We start from the raw sequence: 15,200 nt of genomic DNA on the forward strand, positions 1-15,200 counted from the left end.
TGTAAGAATGAAGGGATGAGCGAGCCCGTTTGCGGCATCTTCGCCACCCACCCCGAGCGCATCGAACAGGCCAAGGCGCAGATCCCGCCCGACGGCGAAACCCAGGCCGCGTCGACGCTGCTCAAGGCGCTGGCGGACCCGACGCGGATGCGGCTGCTTTTGGCCATGCGCGCCGGGGAGCTCTGCGTGTGCGACCTGGCTACGCTGCTTCAGATGAGCGAGTCGGCGGTGAGCCACCAGCTCCGCGTGCTGCGTAACGCCAAGTTGGTCGCCTGGCGGCGCGAAGGCCGCCAGGTCTACTACCGACTGGCCGACGAACACGTCGAGGCCATCCTCAACATGGCCCTGGAACACGCGCGGGAGTAGGCGAGCCGGCGATCCAGCCATCGTGGGGACCCCGGCCCAATACTTGAACATCCTCTCAATTGTTCATATAATCAAGCCGAGATGGCGACCCCTTCCCAGACCCTCGAGTTTGAAGTCGAAGGACTCGACTGCGCCGACTGCGCGAGAAAGGTCGAAAACGCGGTGAAGCGGCTCCCCGGCGCCCTCGATGTCAAGGTCTCCTTCACCAGCGGCACGCTCTCGGTCCGGCTTTCGGCCGAGACCCCGCCCGAGGCCCTCCACCGGGCGGTCGAACCGCTCGGCTATAAGCTCCGGGAAAAACGCGACCACGACCACCACCATCACCACGATCACGGCGCCGAGAGCGAAGGCGCCTGGTACCAAAGCCAAAAGGGAAAGAACTTCATCCTCGGGCTCGCCTTCCTGGCGGTGGCCGGGGGCATGGATCTCCTGGGCGTTTCCGCCGCGACCTGGCTCTATCGCGTCGGGTCGCTGATCGCCGTCTGGCCGCTCGCCCGGAAAGCCTTCGCCGTGGCCAGAAGCGGCGGTTTTCTCGACATCAACGCTCTGGTGACCATCGCCACCGTCGGCGCGATCTTCATCGGCGCCGAGGCCGAGGCAATGGTGGTGGTGGTCCTCTTTTTGCTGGGCGAGGTCCTCGAGGGCGAAAGCGCCCGCCGCTCCCGGCGCGCGCTCAAGGCCCTGGCCGACCTCGTGCCCCCCACCGCCCGCAGGCTCCGTGACGGCGCGGTTGAGGTGGTGCCGGTCGACGCCGTCGCCCCCGGCGACCTGGTGCAGATTCCCGCCGGAGAGCGGATTCCCCTCGACGGTGAGGTGATCGAGGGGCGGGGCGCGGTGGATGAGGCCATGCTCACCGGCGAGTCCGACCCGCTGGCCAAGGCCCCGGGCGACCCGGTCTTCGCCGGCACCGTCCTCGTCGAGGGCCAGGTCACGGTCCGGGTCACCGCCCCCGCTTCTGAGAGCGCGGTGGCCCGGATCTCCAAGCTGGTCGAGGAAGCCAGCGCCAGCAAGAGCCCGACGGTACGCGCCATCGACCGCTTTGCCCGCTACTACACCCCGGGCGTGGTGGCGGTGGCGGCGATCGTCGCCTTCGGCCCGCCGCTCGTCGCCGGCGCCCCCCTCCTGCCGTGGATCTACAAAGGCCTCGCCCTGTTGCTCATCGGCTGCCCCTGCGCGCTGGTCCTCTCCGCCCCGGCGGCGATCGCCTCCGGCATCGCCCGGGCCGGAAAGATGGGGGTGCTGGTGAAAGAGGGGGCAGCCATCGAGACCGCAAGCCGCCTCCGCACCCTGGCCTTCGACAAAACCGGCACCCTGACCGAGGGCAAGCCCCGGCTGGTCCGGGTTGAGGGCCGCTCCGAAGCCGAGATCCTGCCGCTGGTGGCGGCACTGGAACGCCACAGCGCCCACCCCCTGGCCGACGCCGTGTTGCAGCGCGTCGAGGAACTGGGGCTCAGCGTGCCGGAGGCCGCGGAGACCAACGCCGTCCCGGGCGCTTACCTCGAGGGCCAGGTTGGGGAACACCACGTCTGGGTGGGCAGTCCCAAGGCCGCAGGCCTTCAGCCCAAGCGCCAGGGCTACTCGACCGCGGTGGTCAAGATCGACGGCGAGATCGCTGCCTGGCTCTACTTCGAGGACGCGCTCCGGGAAGATGCCGCCGTCGCGATCGAGCGCATCCGGCGCCTGGGGATTTCTCCCATCATCCTCTCCGGCGACAACCAGGCCGCGGTTCGACGGGTCGCCGACGCCCTCGGCCTCCCCTACCGGGCCGAGCTGTCTCCAGCGGAAAAACTGGACTTTCTCAACCACAAAGCCGAGCGTCCGGTGGGTATGGTCGGCGACGGCGTGAACGACGCCCCCGCCCTCGCCACCGCCGACCTCGGCGTGGCCATGGGTAAGGGCACCCAGGTGGCGCTCGAGACCGCGAACGTCGCCCTGGTGGAAGGGGAGATGGTGCGTTTTGCCCACTTCCTCGAGCTCTCGCGGGCCACGATGAAGAACCTCTACGCCAACGTGGTCATCGCCCTGGGGCTCAAGGCCGTCTTCCTGATCACCACCATCGCCGGGATCACCGGGCTTTGGATGGCGGTCCTCGCCGACACCGGGGCCACGCTGCTGGTCACCGCCAACGCGCTCACGCTTTTGGGCTGGAAACACCGATAGGCGAAGGGCCGGGGCTTTCGGTGCGACAATGAGGCCATGAAAGCCCTGGCCCTCATCGCCCACGACAAGAAGAAGGCCGACATGGTGGCCTTCGCCAAGGACCACAAGGCGCTCCTCGCCCGCTACCCCCTGATCGCCACCGGCCACACCGGGAAGCTTTTGCGCGAAAAAGCAGGTCTTCGGGTCGAGACCCTGCTCTCCGGCCCCCTGGGCGGCGACCAGCAGATCGGCGCCCGGATCGCCGAGGATCGGGTGCTCGCGGTCATCTTCCTCCGGGATCCCCTCACCGCCCAGCCTCACGAACCCGACGTCTCGGCCCTGATGCGGATCTGCGACGTCCACGAGGTCCCGCTCGCGACCAACCTTGCCGCCGCCGAGGCCATCGTGGCCTGGCTGGCCGAGGGCGCACCTGCCGTGGGGGGCGAAGTAAAGTAGTCCCATGGACTACGAACTGGCAGGCTACATCGACCACACCCTCCTCAAACCCACTGCCACCCGGGAAGACATCGAGCGCCTGGTGAATGAGGCCCTCGAGCACCACTTCTACGCCGTGTGCGTCAACCCGGCCCAGGTCCCCCTAGCCAAGCGGGCGATCGGCGAGGCGCCCCTGCGCCTGGCGGCGGTGGTGGGGTTCCCCCTCGGCGCCAGCGCCCCGGAGATCAAGGCTGCCGAAGCCGCGCTGGCGGTGGCCCAGGGTGCCGACGAAATCGATATGGTCATGGCCCTGGGACCGGCCAAGGCCGGCGACTGGGAAACCGTTTTGACCGACATCCAGGCGGTGCGCAACGCCGTTCCCGGCACCGTGCTCAAGGTGATTTTGGAGACCGGGTTCCTCGACGAGGCCGAGATCAAAAAGGCCGCCGAAACCGCGATCGCAGCCGGAGCCGACTTCTTGAAGACCTCGACCGGATTCGGTCCTCGAGGAGCCAGCCTCGAGGACGTCCACCTGCTCAAGGCGGTCGCCGGGGGAAGGGCCAAGGTCAAGGCCTCGGGTGGGATCCGCACCCGGGAAGACGCCTGGCGCATGATCGAAGCAGGCGCCGACCGCATCGGCACGTCTTCCGGCGTCAAGCTGGTCACCGAGGGATGAAACCAAAGCTTCTCCTGGCCTCAAAAAGTCCACGGCGGCGCGAGCTCCTGGCCCGCCTGGGGATCCCCTTTGAAACCGTCGAACCCGACTTTGAAGAGCCTGCGCCGAGCGGATCGCCAAAAACCCTGGTGCTCGAGCTCGCCGAGGCCAAGGCCCGATCGGCCTGGCGGGCCGGCGACTACGTCCTGGGGGCGGACACGGTGGTGGTCCTCGGAAACGCCATCCTGGGCAAGCCCAAAAGCGCCGAGGAAAACCGCGACTTCCTCCGCGCCCTTTCCGGGAACACCCACACCGTCTACACCGCGGCGGTGCTGATCGACCCCGACGGAGGGGTCCACCGCCACCTAGCCACGCCCTCGGTCACCTTCCGGGCGCTGAGCGACGCCGAGATCGACTGGTACGTGGCGAGCGGCGAGGGTCTCGACAAGGCCGGAGGCTACGGCATCCAGGCGCGGGGCATGGTGCTGGTCGAGGCGGTTCACGGCGACTTCTACGCCGTGGTCGGACTCCCCGTGGCCGGGGTGTGGCGCCTGCTGCTGCAGGCGGGGTTTCCCGTTATGGCCCCGCCCCGGTCTCCTGAGGACGGGAGGCGCTAAACATGGTTCGGGCGGTGTGGCTGGGGCTCACCCTCCTGGGCATGGTGCTGGCGGTGCTCACCGCGCGCACCGCCCCCACCGTGGCCGCCGAGCTCAGCGCCCGCAGCGCCCCGCTCTTTTACGTCGGTGACCGTATCGGGAAAAACCTCAAAGCCGCCGCCTACGCACTCGCCGACCGGCGCCGCTGGCGGCAAGAGGCGCTGGCCCTCGAACGGCAAGTGGCCGAGCTCAAGCAGGAAAACCTGCGCCTCTCGCTGGAAAACCAGCGTCTCAGGCGGACCCTCAAAGTCCGCGAGTCCCAGGCCCCGGGGGTGGTGGCCATCGCGCCCATCATCGCCGAAGATCCCTCGGGGCTCTTCCGTAGGCTCACCCTGGGCCTCGGCGAGGCCGACGGGCTGCGGGTGGGCATGCCGGTGACCAGCCCCGGTGGCCTGGTGGGCGTGATCATCGAAACCACCCCCAAACGCGCGGTGGTGCGGACGGTGGTCGACCCCGAGTCCGCCATCGGCGTGCGCCCCGCCGACGGCCCCGGCCGGGGGATCGCCCGGGGACGCCCCCCGGCCTCGCTCCGGGTCCGTTTCCCCGCCGAGGTCGAGGTCAAGCCCGGCGACCTCCTGATCACCGGCGCCATCGGCGGCCTCTTCCCCGAAGGCATTCCGGTGGCCCGGGTCACCCGGGTAATTCCCCCGGGACCCGGGGCGCTGACCTACGACGTTGAGGCCCGGCCGGTGGTTCGTTTTTCAATGCTCGAAGAGGTCATCGTCCTGAGGAGGCTTTGATGCGCTGGGGGCTGCTCTTTATCCTGACCGCGCTGTTGGCCTCGATCCTCGCCGGCTTGCTGCCCGAATCCTGGGCGCCGCCGGATCTTTGGTTCCTCTTCGTCGCCGCCGCTGTGCCCCGGCTCGCCCCGGCCTGGAGCCTGGTGCTGGCCTTTTTCATCGGGCTTTTTTCCGACCTCACCTCGGCCGGGTACCTCGGCCTCCACGCCGTGGGGCTCACCTTCGCCGCCTACGCCCAGCTGGTACTCGCCTCGATGCTGCACTGGGACGAGTGGCTCGGCCGGGGCGCGGTGGTGGTGGGCGCATACCTGGCCAAGTGGGCCGGCCACCTCCTGGTGGTGTACTGGCTCGGGCTCTTCCTGGTCGGGCCCTTAAACTTCAGCGGCGTGTTTTTGAGCGAGGCGGTGCTCACCCTGGCCCTGGCGCCGCTGTACCTGGCCTTTGCCGATCGCTTCTTGCCCGGGGAGGATCATGCCGGGTAGGCTCAAGACCCTCCTGGCCCTCGTCTACCTCGCCTTCGCCATCTTCACCCTCAGGCTTTTGCAGCTGCAGGTCCTCGACTACCAGCGCTACGTCACCCAGAGCCGGGGCAACTACCTCAAGACCGAGTCCATCCCCGCGCCCCGGGGCCGCATCTACGACCGGAACGGGGTGCTGATCGCCACCAACCGGGTCGCCTACGACCTGGTCTACAGCGGCGGCCCGGTTCAGTTCGCCGGGCGCATCCAGGACCTCCTCGGTCTGGCGGGCTTCCCCGAAGTCAAGGGCAAACCGGTGGTGGTGGCCGCCAACATCCCCTCCAAACTCGTGCCCACGCTGGCCGAGCTCACCGCCGGCCAGGCCAATCTCGAACTCCGGGCCCGGGTCGAACGCGAATACCCAAACCCCATCTCGGGACCGGTGCTGGGGTATGTCCAGGAGGCGGGGCCCTCCGACCTCAAGCGCGGCTACGAAGTCGGCGACCTGGTGGGGCGGGCGGGCCTCGAGGCCGCCCTCGAGCCGTTGCTGCGGGGCAAACGCGGGGCCAAGCTGGTGGAAAGGGACGCCCGCGGCGCCACCCTCCGGGAGATTATCCTCAAGGCCCCCGCGCCGGGCCAGGACATCACGCTCACCATCGATCTCCGCTTGCAACGCGTGGCCGAACGGGCGCTGCAAAGCGCCCTCCGCGACCTCAACGCCGGCCGGGAAAAGCTGGGGCTGCCACCCGAAACCACGGTCCGGGGAGCGGTCATCGCCATCAACCCCGAAAACGGCGAGGTGCTGGCTATGGCCAGCGCCCCGGATTATGACCCCAACGTCTTCGTCCGCCTGCCGGTCCCCAGCGACGTCATCCGTAGCCTGATCCAAAACCCTGAAAAGCCACTCCTCGACCGCGCGGTCCAGACCTACCCTCCCGGTTCCACCTTTAAATCGGTGACCGCGAGCGCTCTTTTGGAGTCGGGTCTGGTCCGCCCCGACACCGTTTACCGCTGCCTTCCCTCCATCGTTTTTGGCGGCCAGATTCGCCGCAACTGGTCGTCGCGCGACATGGGCCCCATGACGGTGGACAAAGCCCTCGCCTATTCGTGCAACACCTGGTTCTACCAGGCGGTGATCGAGGCCGGCCCCCTCAAAGCCCTGGACGCCATCGCGGCGCGGGCAGAGCGGCTCGGCCTCGGTCAACCCACCGGGCTCGAACTCAGCGAACGGACCGGGCTCGTGCCCACCCGGGAATGGAAACAAAAGACCTACGGCGAACCCTGGTATCCGGGCGAGACCCTCTCCGTCGCCATCGGCCAGGGGCCGCTGCTCGTAAGCCCGGTCCAGATGGCGCGGGCCTACGCCGCGATCATGACCGGGAAGCTCCCGCGCCTGCACCTGGTGGAGGGACGGGACCAACCGGCCACACCGATCCCCGGGGACTTTTGGCGCCTGATTCGCCAGGGCCTCCGGGAAACCGTCACCGAGGGAACGGCATCCTTTCGCCTGAAGGACTTCCCCGTGCCCACCGCGGGCAAAACGGGGACCGCGGAAACCCCGGGCAAGCGGGCCGGCTATGAGCACGCCTGGTACGTGGGGTTTGGGCCCTACCCCGAAGATCCCCGCTACGAGCCTTTGGTGGTGGTCGCCTTTATCGAAAACGGCGGCGAGGGCAGCCGGGTGGCCCTGCCGGTGGTCAAGAAGATCATGGCCGCCTACTGGGGTGTGGGTGGTATAACGGAGGCCGATGCGCGTTCGAGCGACACCCAAAGGTCTGGCCGTTCGGCTGGACGGCGATGAAACCCGGGAAGAGGTCGCCGAAACCTTCAACGCCCTTCCCGAACTACCGATCGAGATTGAGATCAACGGCCGGGTGTCGGGCGACACCGTGGCCGCCCTCATCCAGGCCGCCTCCCCCCGACCGGTCAGCTTCCGCCCCCCGCGCGGCGAGCGCTGGGTGCCGACCACCGAGGTGGTCGTTCAGACGCTCCGCGCCGGACGACGGGTGGAGGTCACGGGGACGCTGGTGGTCCTCGGCGACGTCAACCCGGGGGCCGAGGTCATCGCCGGCGGCGACGTCATCGTGGTCGGCAAGCTCCGGGGGCTGGCCCACGCTGGGGCCGGCGGCAACACCGAGGCCATGGTCTGGGCGCTGGCCCTCGAGGCCAAGCAACTCCGCATCGCCGATCTCGTCGCCCGGGCGCCGGAAGAGGGCTTCGGCGGCGGCGGCCCCGAACGCGCCCTGATTCGGGATGGCCGGATCGTCATCGAGCCCTGGAAGCCCGGCGGTTTTCCCAAAAAATCGCGCTGATCCCAAAGAAAAAGAGGTGGGCTTTCAAAGCAGCCCGCGAGCCGCGCCGTTTTACCGAAGGCGCGACCGAGCGCAACAGCCCCCTGGGCCTACTTCTTCTTGCGGGGGCGGTATTTTCCGTAGGTGCCGCGCCAAATTTTCCCGCGACGGGTACGGCGATCTCCCTTACCCATGACGCCTCCTACGCGCTGAGCCCGCCGAGGAGCTTGTGAATGCGCTTCATGAGCCGCGACTTCTTGCGGGCCGCGGTGCGCCAGTGCAGCGTCGAGCCCTTGGCCGCTTTATCGATGAGGCTCTCGGCCACGCGCAGATACTCTAGCGCTTGCGCCTTCTCACCAGCTTCGGCGGAGAGAATGGCCTTCTTGGTGAACGTCTTGATCGCCGACTTCTTCGAACGGTTCCTGGCCCGCCGTTTCAGCGACTGGCGGTGGCGTTTCATCGCCGATGGGGTGCGTGCGCTCTTCGCCATGTTCCTCCTCTAAGTGCCCCTTAGGGCAAACCAGCCCTTATCCTAACCGCCGAGGCGGTCTTTTGGCAACTTTTGTCATCGGCCCCTGCGTCTGAGACCTTCCGGGGTCGACCTTCCTGACACCGCCTCACGGAGCCCAGACCGGTTCGCGCGATCGCCCTCCGACCACGCCCTTCGCGGCACGATGGGGAAAAGGCCAGACAACCACCAAAAAACGCCTGAATGCCGTCACGCCACGCGGATCCACGGCCGAATCAAGGTCCCGTGGCGCAGATACCCTGGGGCCCTCACTTAACCGCCGTTCTCCGCCTCTATGACTTGGAGGAACGCTTCCACCACTCGAGGATCGAACTGCTTGCCCGCCTGCATTCTGATGTACTCAATGGCCTTATGCCTTGGCCAGGCCTTCCGGTAGGGTCGGTCCGAGGTGAGCGCGTCGTAGACGTCGGCCACCGCGAAAATACGCGCTGCCCTTGGAATTGCCTCCCCCTTCAGACCCCGGGGGTAGCCCGAGCCATCCCAGCGCTCGTGGTGCGCGTAGGGAATGTCGAGCGCTCTCCTCAGGAACGGAATCCCCGAGAGCCACTCGTAGGCGTACACGGGGTGCTTTTTCATAATCGCCCACTCCTCTTCGCTGAGGGGGCCGGGCTTGAGGAGGATCCTGTCGGGTATACCGAGTTTGCCAATGTCGTGGAGCATGGCACCGCGCCGGATGTGGACCAGATCCTCCTCCGGCACCCCCAGCCGCCGGGCCAGCTTGAGCGTGAGCTCGGTGACCCGCTTGGTATGACCCGCCGTCTCCTGGTCCCGGAGCTCGACCGCCTTGCCCCAGCCTTCGAGGGTGAGGTCGTAGGCCACCTCGAGCTCGAGCTTGGCCCGCCTGAGATCCTGAAACAGCCGGCCGTTCTCGATGGCGATGGTCCCCTGGGTGGCCAGGACGTCCAAAAACTCCTCCTCTTCGGCCGTGAATTTAAGGGCACGGCCCCGGGTAAACATGGCCAGCGCCCCGAGGAGCTCGCCCTTGGCCCAAAGCGGCAGCGCCCGTTCAGCGGTAAACCCCCAGCGAAGGGTTCTTTCGCCGGCGAAGCCGGGGTCGCTGGCCAGGTCGTCAACCTGGATGGCCCGTTTTTCCAGGGCCGCCCGGCCGACGTGCCCCACCCCGAGCGGCACCTGAAGCCGCCTGAGCTCGCTCACCGGCTCCGGGAAGCCCTTCGCCGCGACGACCTCGAGGCTGCGCTCCTCCGCCCGGTACAGAAAAATCGCCGCCGCGTCGATGGGGAGGTCGAACAGCCGATCCAGGAAGACCTGGAGGGCGAGATCGAGGTCGAGGCTGGCGCTGATCGCGAGGTCTATGGCCCTGAGCGCCTGGAGCTGGGCGATGCGTCGCTCGAGTTGCTCGCGCAGCGTGGCCCGCCTCAGAGCGTTGGCGATGACCTCGGAGAGCAGCTGGGCGCGCGATTGAACCCTCGGGGTCGGGGTCTTCTCCCTTGGCCAGGCCAGGTGCAACACGCCCATCGCCTCGCGCCCGGCAACCAGGGGCAACGAAAGGCCCGACCAGCCCTCGGGCACCAGAGACCGAACCTCGGGGCGCACCAGCGGGTCCTCGCGGATCTCTGGCATGAACCGGGGCGCCTTATGCCTGAGGACCCAGCTGCTCACCCCGGTGTCGGTCTCGCTGACCGGGGGAAGATCGTCGATCCAGCCGCGGGCGGCCATCGCCTCGAGGCGGTAGGTGCCGGGCCGGTAAACGAGCAACGCGCCGGCCCGGGCCCCCAGCAAATCCATCACCTTGTCCAGCGCCGCGGCCATCATCTCCGCCGAGCCCTCGTAACGTCGCATGACGCCGGAGAGCTGGACGATGGCCTCGAGATCGAGCTGCCGTTCGCGGGTCTCGGTCACGTCGAGCCCAACGCCGAGCGCCGCCGGCTTTCCCCCGAGCTCAAGCCCGGCGCCGGAGTAGTCCAACCAGCGCACCTCCCCCGCCTTGGTGAGGATGCGGAAGGTGTAGCGCTCGGAAACGGCTTTTCCCTGCATCCGGGCCAGGCCGCGCCGCCTCACCATCTCGCGGTCTTCGGGGTGCACGAACGCCCAGATCGAGCGCGCCGCCAGCTCCTCGCGGCTGTAGCCGGTGATCCTGGTGGCCATGTCGTTGGCGTAGACCAGGCGGGCGGTGCCATCTTCCCCCACCTGCCACATGAGGATGAGGGCGGGGGCGGTCTCGGCCAGGGTGCGGAAGCGGATCTCGGACTCGCGCAGGGCCCGTTCCCTCTGGATCCGTTCGGTTACGTCCTGCTTGATCACCACGAAGTGACGGACCTCGCCGCCCTCGAGCGTCGGGGTAATGGTCATCTCCTCGGTGTAGAGGCGGCCGTCCTTCCGTCGGTTGACCAGGGTGCCCCGCCACACCCGACCCGAGAGAATGGTGTCCCACATCTCCCGGTAGAAGCGGGCATCCTGGACGCCGGACTTGAGCAAGCGGAAGTCGCGGCCGAGAAGCTCTTCCCGGCTATAACCGGTAAGCTCGCTCAGGGCCGGGTTGACCCACTCGATCACCCCGTTCCGGTCGGTGATGGCGATGGCGTTGGCAGCGGCCTCGAGGGCCCGCTCAAGCACCCTCACCGTGCGCTCGGTCCTCACCGTCGCCGTCACATCGACGGTGACCCCGGTGAGGAGCCCCTGTGCGCCCTCGGACTTGAAGACGATGTAGTCCCTCAACCAGAGCCAGTTCCCCGATGCGCCGTGCCGGTAGCGGTACAGGACCGACTGAACTTCCCCTTCCCTGGCCCTCGCCCGGCGGATCGCCGCCTTCACCGCCTCGACGTCGTCGGGGTGAACCTGGGCAAAGAAGAAGCCCGGATCGGAGAGAAAACGCTCCGGGGCGTGGCCAAGGATCGCCTCGACCTGGGGCGACACGAAGCTCATGGGGGCGCTGACCACGTCGTGGCCCTCCGCGACCTCGGCCTGGTAGACCACCCCGGGCAGCGCTTCCACCACCCCTTTGAGCCTGACGCGCTCCCGCTCCAGCGCCTCGCCGAGCTCCGCCTCCTCGGTTACGTCGCGGACGTTGAGCACGATGCCGGCGACGGCGGGATGATCGAGCAGGTTCCGGCCCCAGACGCGAACCCGCCGGACCCGGCCCTGGCGATCGAGGATCCGGATGCGGTAGATCCGGGTTTTCCTGGGGTGGCGCACCAGGTCCTCGAGGGCCTGGCGGGCGTAGGGAAGGTCCTCGGGGTGGATGTAGGCCTCGATATTGACCCGCTCCTGCTTATACCCTTCCGGGTCGTATCCGAGCACCTGGCCCACGTTCGGGCTGGCGTAGCGCATGGTGCCATCGGGACCAACGACGTAGATCAGGTCGGAGGCATTTTCGACCAACGCCCGGAACCACTCTTCCTGGCGCAAGAGCTCGGAAAGTTCAAGCAGTACGCCCTCGTAGGCGAAAACCCGCCCCTCCCGGTCGCGCAGCGCCCGGGCACGGGCCTCGACGAAAATCTCCCGCCCATCCTTTTTCCTGAGGCCAAAGCGGCGCACGGCCTGCCCCTCGGCCTCCTCGAGCGCTCGCAACCACCGCGCCTTTTCCTTCGGATCGGCGAGAAAGTCCCAAACCGACACCGCTTCGAGCGCATCCTGGCTGCAACCGAGCAAACGGGCCAGGGACGTGTTCGAATACAGAATTCGGCCCTCGGTTGAAACGCGAAAAAAGGCCACCGGCAGCCTCTCAAGGCTCGACGCCTCCGGGGCCTCGAGGGCAAGCACGGGAACGTCGGGGGCATGCTCACGAACGAATCGAAGCACGGATTCCGGATCCATGCCCTCCACCCCGCCGGCCACCAGGACCATCGCCGCGCGCCCCTCCTCCAGCGCATGTCGAAGGTCCGCCAAGGTGTGGACGCGCGATACGGCCGCACCCCCGAGCAAGCGAACGCCACTGTGTTCACCGACCCAGAGCACGTTCAGCATGGCTATTTTTCATACTAATCGACTATCCAGAAACTGCGCGTAATGAAAGCCATGCGTCTAGGATCTTGACGGCTGGTCCGCCTTCAACCAGGCACGTGACCTCAACCCCTGGCTTTTCTGCGCTAGCATAATTTTATGACCCACAGCCAGCACAACCGGATCGTGAACTTCATCTGGTCCATCGCCGACGACGTTTTGCGCGACCACTTCAAACGCGGCAAGTACCCGGACATCATCCTGCCCATGACCGTGATCCGGCGCTTCGACGCAGTGCTGGAGCCCACCAAAGAAGCGGTCTTGGCCGAGAAGGCGAGGCTCGAGGCTGCAGGGCTTACCCAACCAGAGCTACTGGAGCCTGCCCTCAAGCATATCTCGGGCTATCCCTTCTTTAACGCCTCCCCCTTTACGCTACGTAGCCTGCTCAACGACCCTAAGCAAATCGAGCAAAACTTCCGCGCCTACCTGGAGGGCTTTTCAAGCAACGTCCAAGACATCATCCGCAACTTCAAGCTGCACCAGCACATCGACCACATGGCGCAAAGGGGCATCCTCTACGTCCTCATCGAAAAGTTCGTGGACCCGCGCATCAACCTAAGCCCCCATCCGCAAAATGACCTGCCCGGCCTCGACAACCACGCCATGGGCACGATCTTCGAGGAGCTGGTGCGCCGCTTCAACGAGGAGAACAACGAAGAAGCTGGCGAGCACTTCACCCCACGCGACGTGGTGCGCCTGATGGCGCGCCTCACCTTCGAGCCCATCGCCGACCGCATCGAGAACGGCACCTACCTCATCTACGATGGTGCCGCCGGCACCGGGGGCATGCTCACCCTCGCCGAGGAAGAGCTCCGGCGCATTGCCCAGGAGCGCGGCAAGAAGGTGAGCGTCCACCTCTACGGCCAAGAAGTGAACCCCGAGACCTACGCCATCGCCAAGGCCGACATGCTCCTCAAGGGCGAGGAGGGCGACCAAGCCGACAACATTAAACTCGGCTCCACACTCTCCGAAGACGCCTTCCCGAAGATGCGCTTCGACTTCATGCTCTCAAACCCGCCCTACGGCAAGAGCTGGAAGGTTGACCTCGCCCACATGGGTGGAAAAGAGGGCTTAAACGACTCCCGCTTTGTGGTAATGCATAAAGACGAAGAACTCCGGCTCATCCCCCGTGTAAGCGATGGCCAACTGCTTTTCCTGGCCAACAAAGTGGCCAAAACGAAGCGCGACACCCCCGCTTGGCAGCCGTATCGCCGAAATTCACAACGGCAGCTCGCTTTTCACCGGCGACGCGGGTTCGGGCGAGAGCAACATCCGCCGCTACATCATCGAAAACGACTGGCTCGAGGCCATCGTCGCCCTGCCCTTGAACCTCTTCTACAACACCGGCATCGCCACCTATATCTGGATTGTTACCAACCGCAAGCCCGAGCACCGCCGGGGCAAGGTGCAGCTCATCGACGCAACTGGCTGGTATAAGCCCCTTCGCAAGAACCTGGGCAAGAAAAACCGTGAACTTTCCGAGGAAGACATCGAGCGCATTCTCCAAACCTTTCTCGCCTTCGAAGAAAACGAGCACTCGAAGATCTTCCCCAACGAGGCCTTCGGCTACTACAAAGTCACGGTCGAGCGCCCCTTGCGCCTAAAAGGCATTGACCCCCACCGCGCCTACAAGGCCTCGGAGATCAAGAAGCTAAAAGAAACGCACGAGCGCGCCGAGGACGCCCCGCCGGTGATCAAGAAGATTCACAAGAAGGGCACCGCCCCCGATCCCTTACGTGGGCGCTTCGAAGTGGAGCTGAACGGCGAAAAGCGGGTCGTGGAATACGAGCCTGACCCCGAGCTCCGCGACACCGAACAGGTGCCCCTTCTGGAAGAGGGCGGCATCGAAGCTTTCTTAAAGCGCGAGGTGCTCCCCTACGCCCCGGACGCCTGGTACGACCCGGAGAAAGTGAAGATCGGGTACGAAATCAACTTCAACCGGTACTTCTATAAGCCGAAAGCGCTGAGACCGTTAAAAGAAATTCGAAGCGAACTTCAAGTTATAGAACAAGAAGCGTCTGAGCTACTTCGGGAACTCTTAGGGGGGTAGATTGCCATGGCAAAAGTTGTCCCCTTTAGCCCTGGGCAGTTAATACAAATCGCAAGGAAGCTCGGCGAATGGGTCACGGGTAGTGAGATCGATCGCATATTTGAGGCGATAGGAATAGAAGACCAGTCGGGCCAATCCACTAAGTGGAAGAGGCTTCATTGGTATTTAAGCAAGTCACAACGCGAATGCGACTGTGGAGATCCGGTGCTAGAACTCATTCGAACCATCCTTGACCCAGCCCGCTACGTTGACAACCCCGTAGAGTTCGAATTTCACCGCCGCGAAATTAATACACTTCTAGCGTTAGAGGGTTGGGAATATGGAAACGACCGGAAATTTAGAAAAGTAAAGCAGGCGAAGACACTCGATGAGGCGCACAAACGAGCCCAGGCGCTAGCTATAAAGATTGCCGAACGTCAGCTACATCCAGAAGTTTTAAAGTATTGCAAAGCAGAAATTCTTCATGAGAATTATTTCCACGCCGTCTTCGAGGCTTGTAAAGGCTTAGCGCAGCGCATCCGGGAACTATCCGGCGTCAAAGGCGACGGGGTAAAGCTTGTAGAAAAAGTTTTTGAGGGCAGAACTCCCAAGCTCGCGTTTAATGCACTAGCAACAGAAACCGAGCGAGCGCAGCATCGCGGTTTTATCTGGTTGCTAAAGGGCTGCTTTTCCGCGATACGCAATCCACGCGCACATGAGCCCAAAGTTCTCTGGGCAGAGGATGCTGAAGAGGTGGCGGACTATTTGACGTTGATCTCGCTCTTGCATTACAAGCTGGACAAATGTGTGAGCGCAACAAAAAGCGGGAGGAAGCTGTGATCAACGACATAAAACCTTACCCTGCTTATAAGAACACGTTATTACCTTGGCTATGTAAACTACCGACCAGTTGGAAGCTGCTCCGAGGTAAAGCTTTATTCC

General features: G+C 65.4%; 14 protein-coding genes and 1 pseudogene. 12 read left to right on the forward strand and 3 right to left on the reverse strand.

The annotated features are described in order from the left end of the window. The first annotated feature begins 15 nt into the window (after nucleotides 1-15). From ACZ5BT_RS05125 to ACZ5BT_RS05165, 9 genes are all read left to right on the forward strand, one after another. The gene (locus tag ACZ5BT_RS05125) at nucleotides 16-366 is read left to right on the forward strand and encodes an ArsR/SmtB family transcription factor (protein WP_464885537.1); all 351 of its coding nucleotides are present in this window, start codon (nucleotides 16-18) and stop codon (nucleotides 364-366) included. 81 nt (nucleotides 367-447) lie between these two features. Then, a complete protein-coding gene (locus tag ACZ5BT_RS05130; RefSeq protein ID WP_464885538.1) occupies nucleotides 448-2,526 on the forward strand; it encodes a heavy metal translocating P-type ATPase in 2,079 nt (692 codons plus the stop codon). Nucleotides 2,527-2,562: 36 nt separating this feature from the next. Continuing rightward, a complete protein-coding gene (gene mgsA / locus ACZ5BT_RS05135; protein WP_464885539.1) occupies nucleotides 2,563-2,961 on the forward strand; it encodes a methylglyoxal synthase in 399 nt (132 codons plus the stop codon). Nucleotides 2,962-2,965: 4 nt separating this feature from the next. After that, nucleotides 2,966-3,616 carry a deoxyribose-phosphate aldolase gene (deoC, locus tag ACZ5BT_RS05140; protein WP_464885540.1) on the forward strand — a complete coding sequence of 217 codons (651 nt, stop codon included), beginning with the start codon at nucleotides 2,966-2,968 and terminating at the stop codon, nucleotides 3,614-3,616. Next, a complete protein-coding gene (locus ACZ5BT_RS05145) occupies nucleotides 3,613-4,212 on the forward strand; it encodes a Maf family protein (protein ID WP_464885541.1) in 600 nt (199 codons plus the stop codon). The genes deoC and ACZ5BT_RS05145 overlap by 4 nt, the downstream gene beginning before the upstream one ends. Nucleotides 4,213-4,214: 2 nt before the next feature. Next, a complete protein-coding gene (gene mreC / locus ACZ5BT_RS05150; RefSeq protein ID WP_464885542.1) occupies nucleotides 4,215-4,991 on the forward strand; it encodes a rod shape-determining protein MreC in 777 nt (258 codons plus the stop codon). Next, nucleotides 4,991-5,473 (forward strand): rod shape-determining protein MreD, encoded by a 483-nt coding sequence (mreD, locus tag ACZ5BT_RS05155; protein WP_464885543.1) that lies wholly within the window; start codon nucleotides 4,991-4,993, stop codon nucleotides 5,471-5,473. The genes mreC and mreD overlap by 1 nt, the downstream gene beginning before the upstream one ends. Beyond that, the gene (locus tag ACZ5BT_RS05160) at nucleotides 5,463-7,250 is read left to right on the forward strand and encodes a penicillin-binding transpeptidase domain-containing protein (protein ID WP_464885544.1); all 1,788 of its coding nucleotides are present in this window, start codon (nucleotides 5,463-5,465) and stop codon (nucleotides 7,248-7,250) included. Before mreD ends, ACZ5BT_RS05160 begins: the two co-directional genes overlap by 11 nt. Further along, on the forward strand, nucleotides 7,198-7,761 hold the full coding sequence (locus ACZ5BT_RS05165) for a septum site-determining protein MinC (protein WP_464885545.1): 564 nt from the start codon (nucleotides 7,198-7,200) through the stop codon (nucleotides 7,759-7,761). Before ACZ5BT_RS05160 ends, ACZ5BT_RS05165 begins: the two co-directional genes overlap by 53 nt. Before the next feature lie 89 nt (nucleotides 7,762-7,850). On the opposite strand, the gene ACZ5BT_RS05170 is transcribed toward ACZ5BT_RS05165, so the two are convergent. The 3 genes from ACZ5BT_RS05170 to ACZ5BT_RS05180 form a co-directional block, all read right to left on the reverse strand. Then, on the reverse strand, nucleotides 7,851-7,934 hold the full coding sequence (locus ACZ5BT_RS05170) for a 30S ribosomal protein THX (protein ID WP_008632889.1): 84 nt from the start codon (nucleotides 7,932-7,934) through the stop codon (nucleotides 7,851-7,853). Nucleotides 7,935-7,942: 8 nt separating this feature from the next. Then, nucleotides 7,943-8,230 carry a 30S ribosomal protein S20 gene (gene rpsT / locus ACZ5BT_RS05175; protein ID WP_464885546.1) on the reverse strand — a complete coding sequence of 96 codons (288 nt, stop codon included), beginning with the start codon at nucleotides 8,228-8,230 and terminating at the stop codon, nucleotides 7,943-7,945. Nucleotides 8,231-8,521: 291 nt separating this feature from the next. Next, nucleotides 8,522-12,193, reverse strand: coding sequence for a PAS domain S-box protein (locus ACZ5BT_RS05180; RefSeq protein ID WP_464885547.1), 3,672 nt, complete (start codon nucleotides 12,191-12,193; stop codon nucleotides 8,522-8,524). 135 nt (nucleotides 12,194-12,328) lie between these two features. Between ACZ5BT_RS05180 and ACZ5BT_RS05185 the strand changes: the two are divergent. From ACZ5BT_RS05185 to ACZ5BT_RS05195, 3 genes and pseudogenes are all read left to right on the forward strand, one after another. Continuing rightward, nucleotides 12,329-13,306 (forward strand): annotated as a pseudogene (locus tag ACZ5BT_RS05185) (type I restriction-modification system subunit M); the annotation flags it as partial. A gap of 61 nt (nucleotides 13,307-13,367) precedes the next feature. Continuing rightward, nucleotides 13,368-14,279: an HsdM family class I SAM-dependent methyltransferase gene (locus ACZ5BT_RS05190; RefSeq protein WP_464885548.1), complete on the forward strand. Its 912-nt coding sequence runs from the start codon at nucleotides 13,368-13,370 to the stop codon at nucleotides 14,277-14,279. A gap of 6 nt (nucleotides 14,280-14,285) precedes the next feature. Next, nucleotides 14,286-15,098, forward strand: coding sequence for a TIGR02391 family protein (locus tag ACZ5BT_RS05195; protein ID WP_464885549.1), 813 nt, complete (start codon nucleotides 14,286-14,288; stop codon nucleotides 15,096-15,098). Nucleotides 15,099-15,200 lie beyond the last annotated feature (102 nt).

The sequence above is a fragment of the Vulcanithermus mediatlanticus genome, assembly GCF_055385885.1.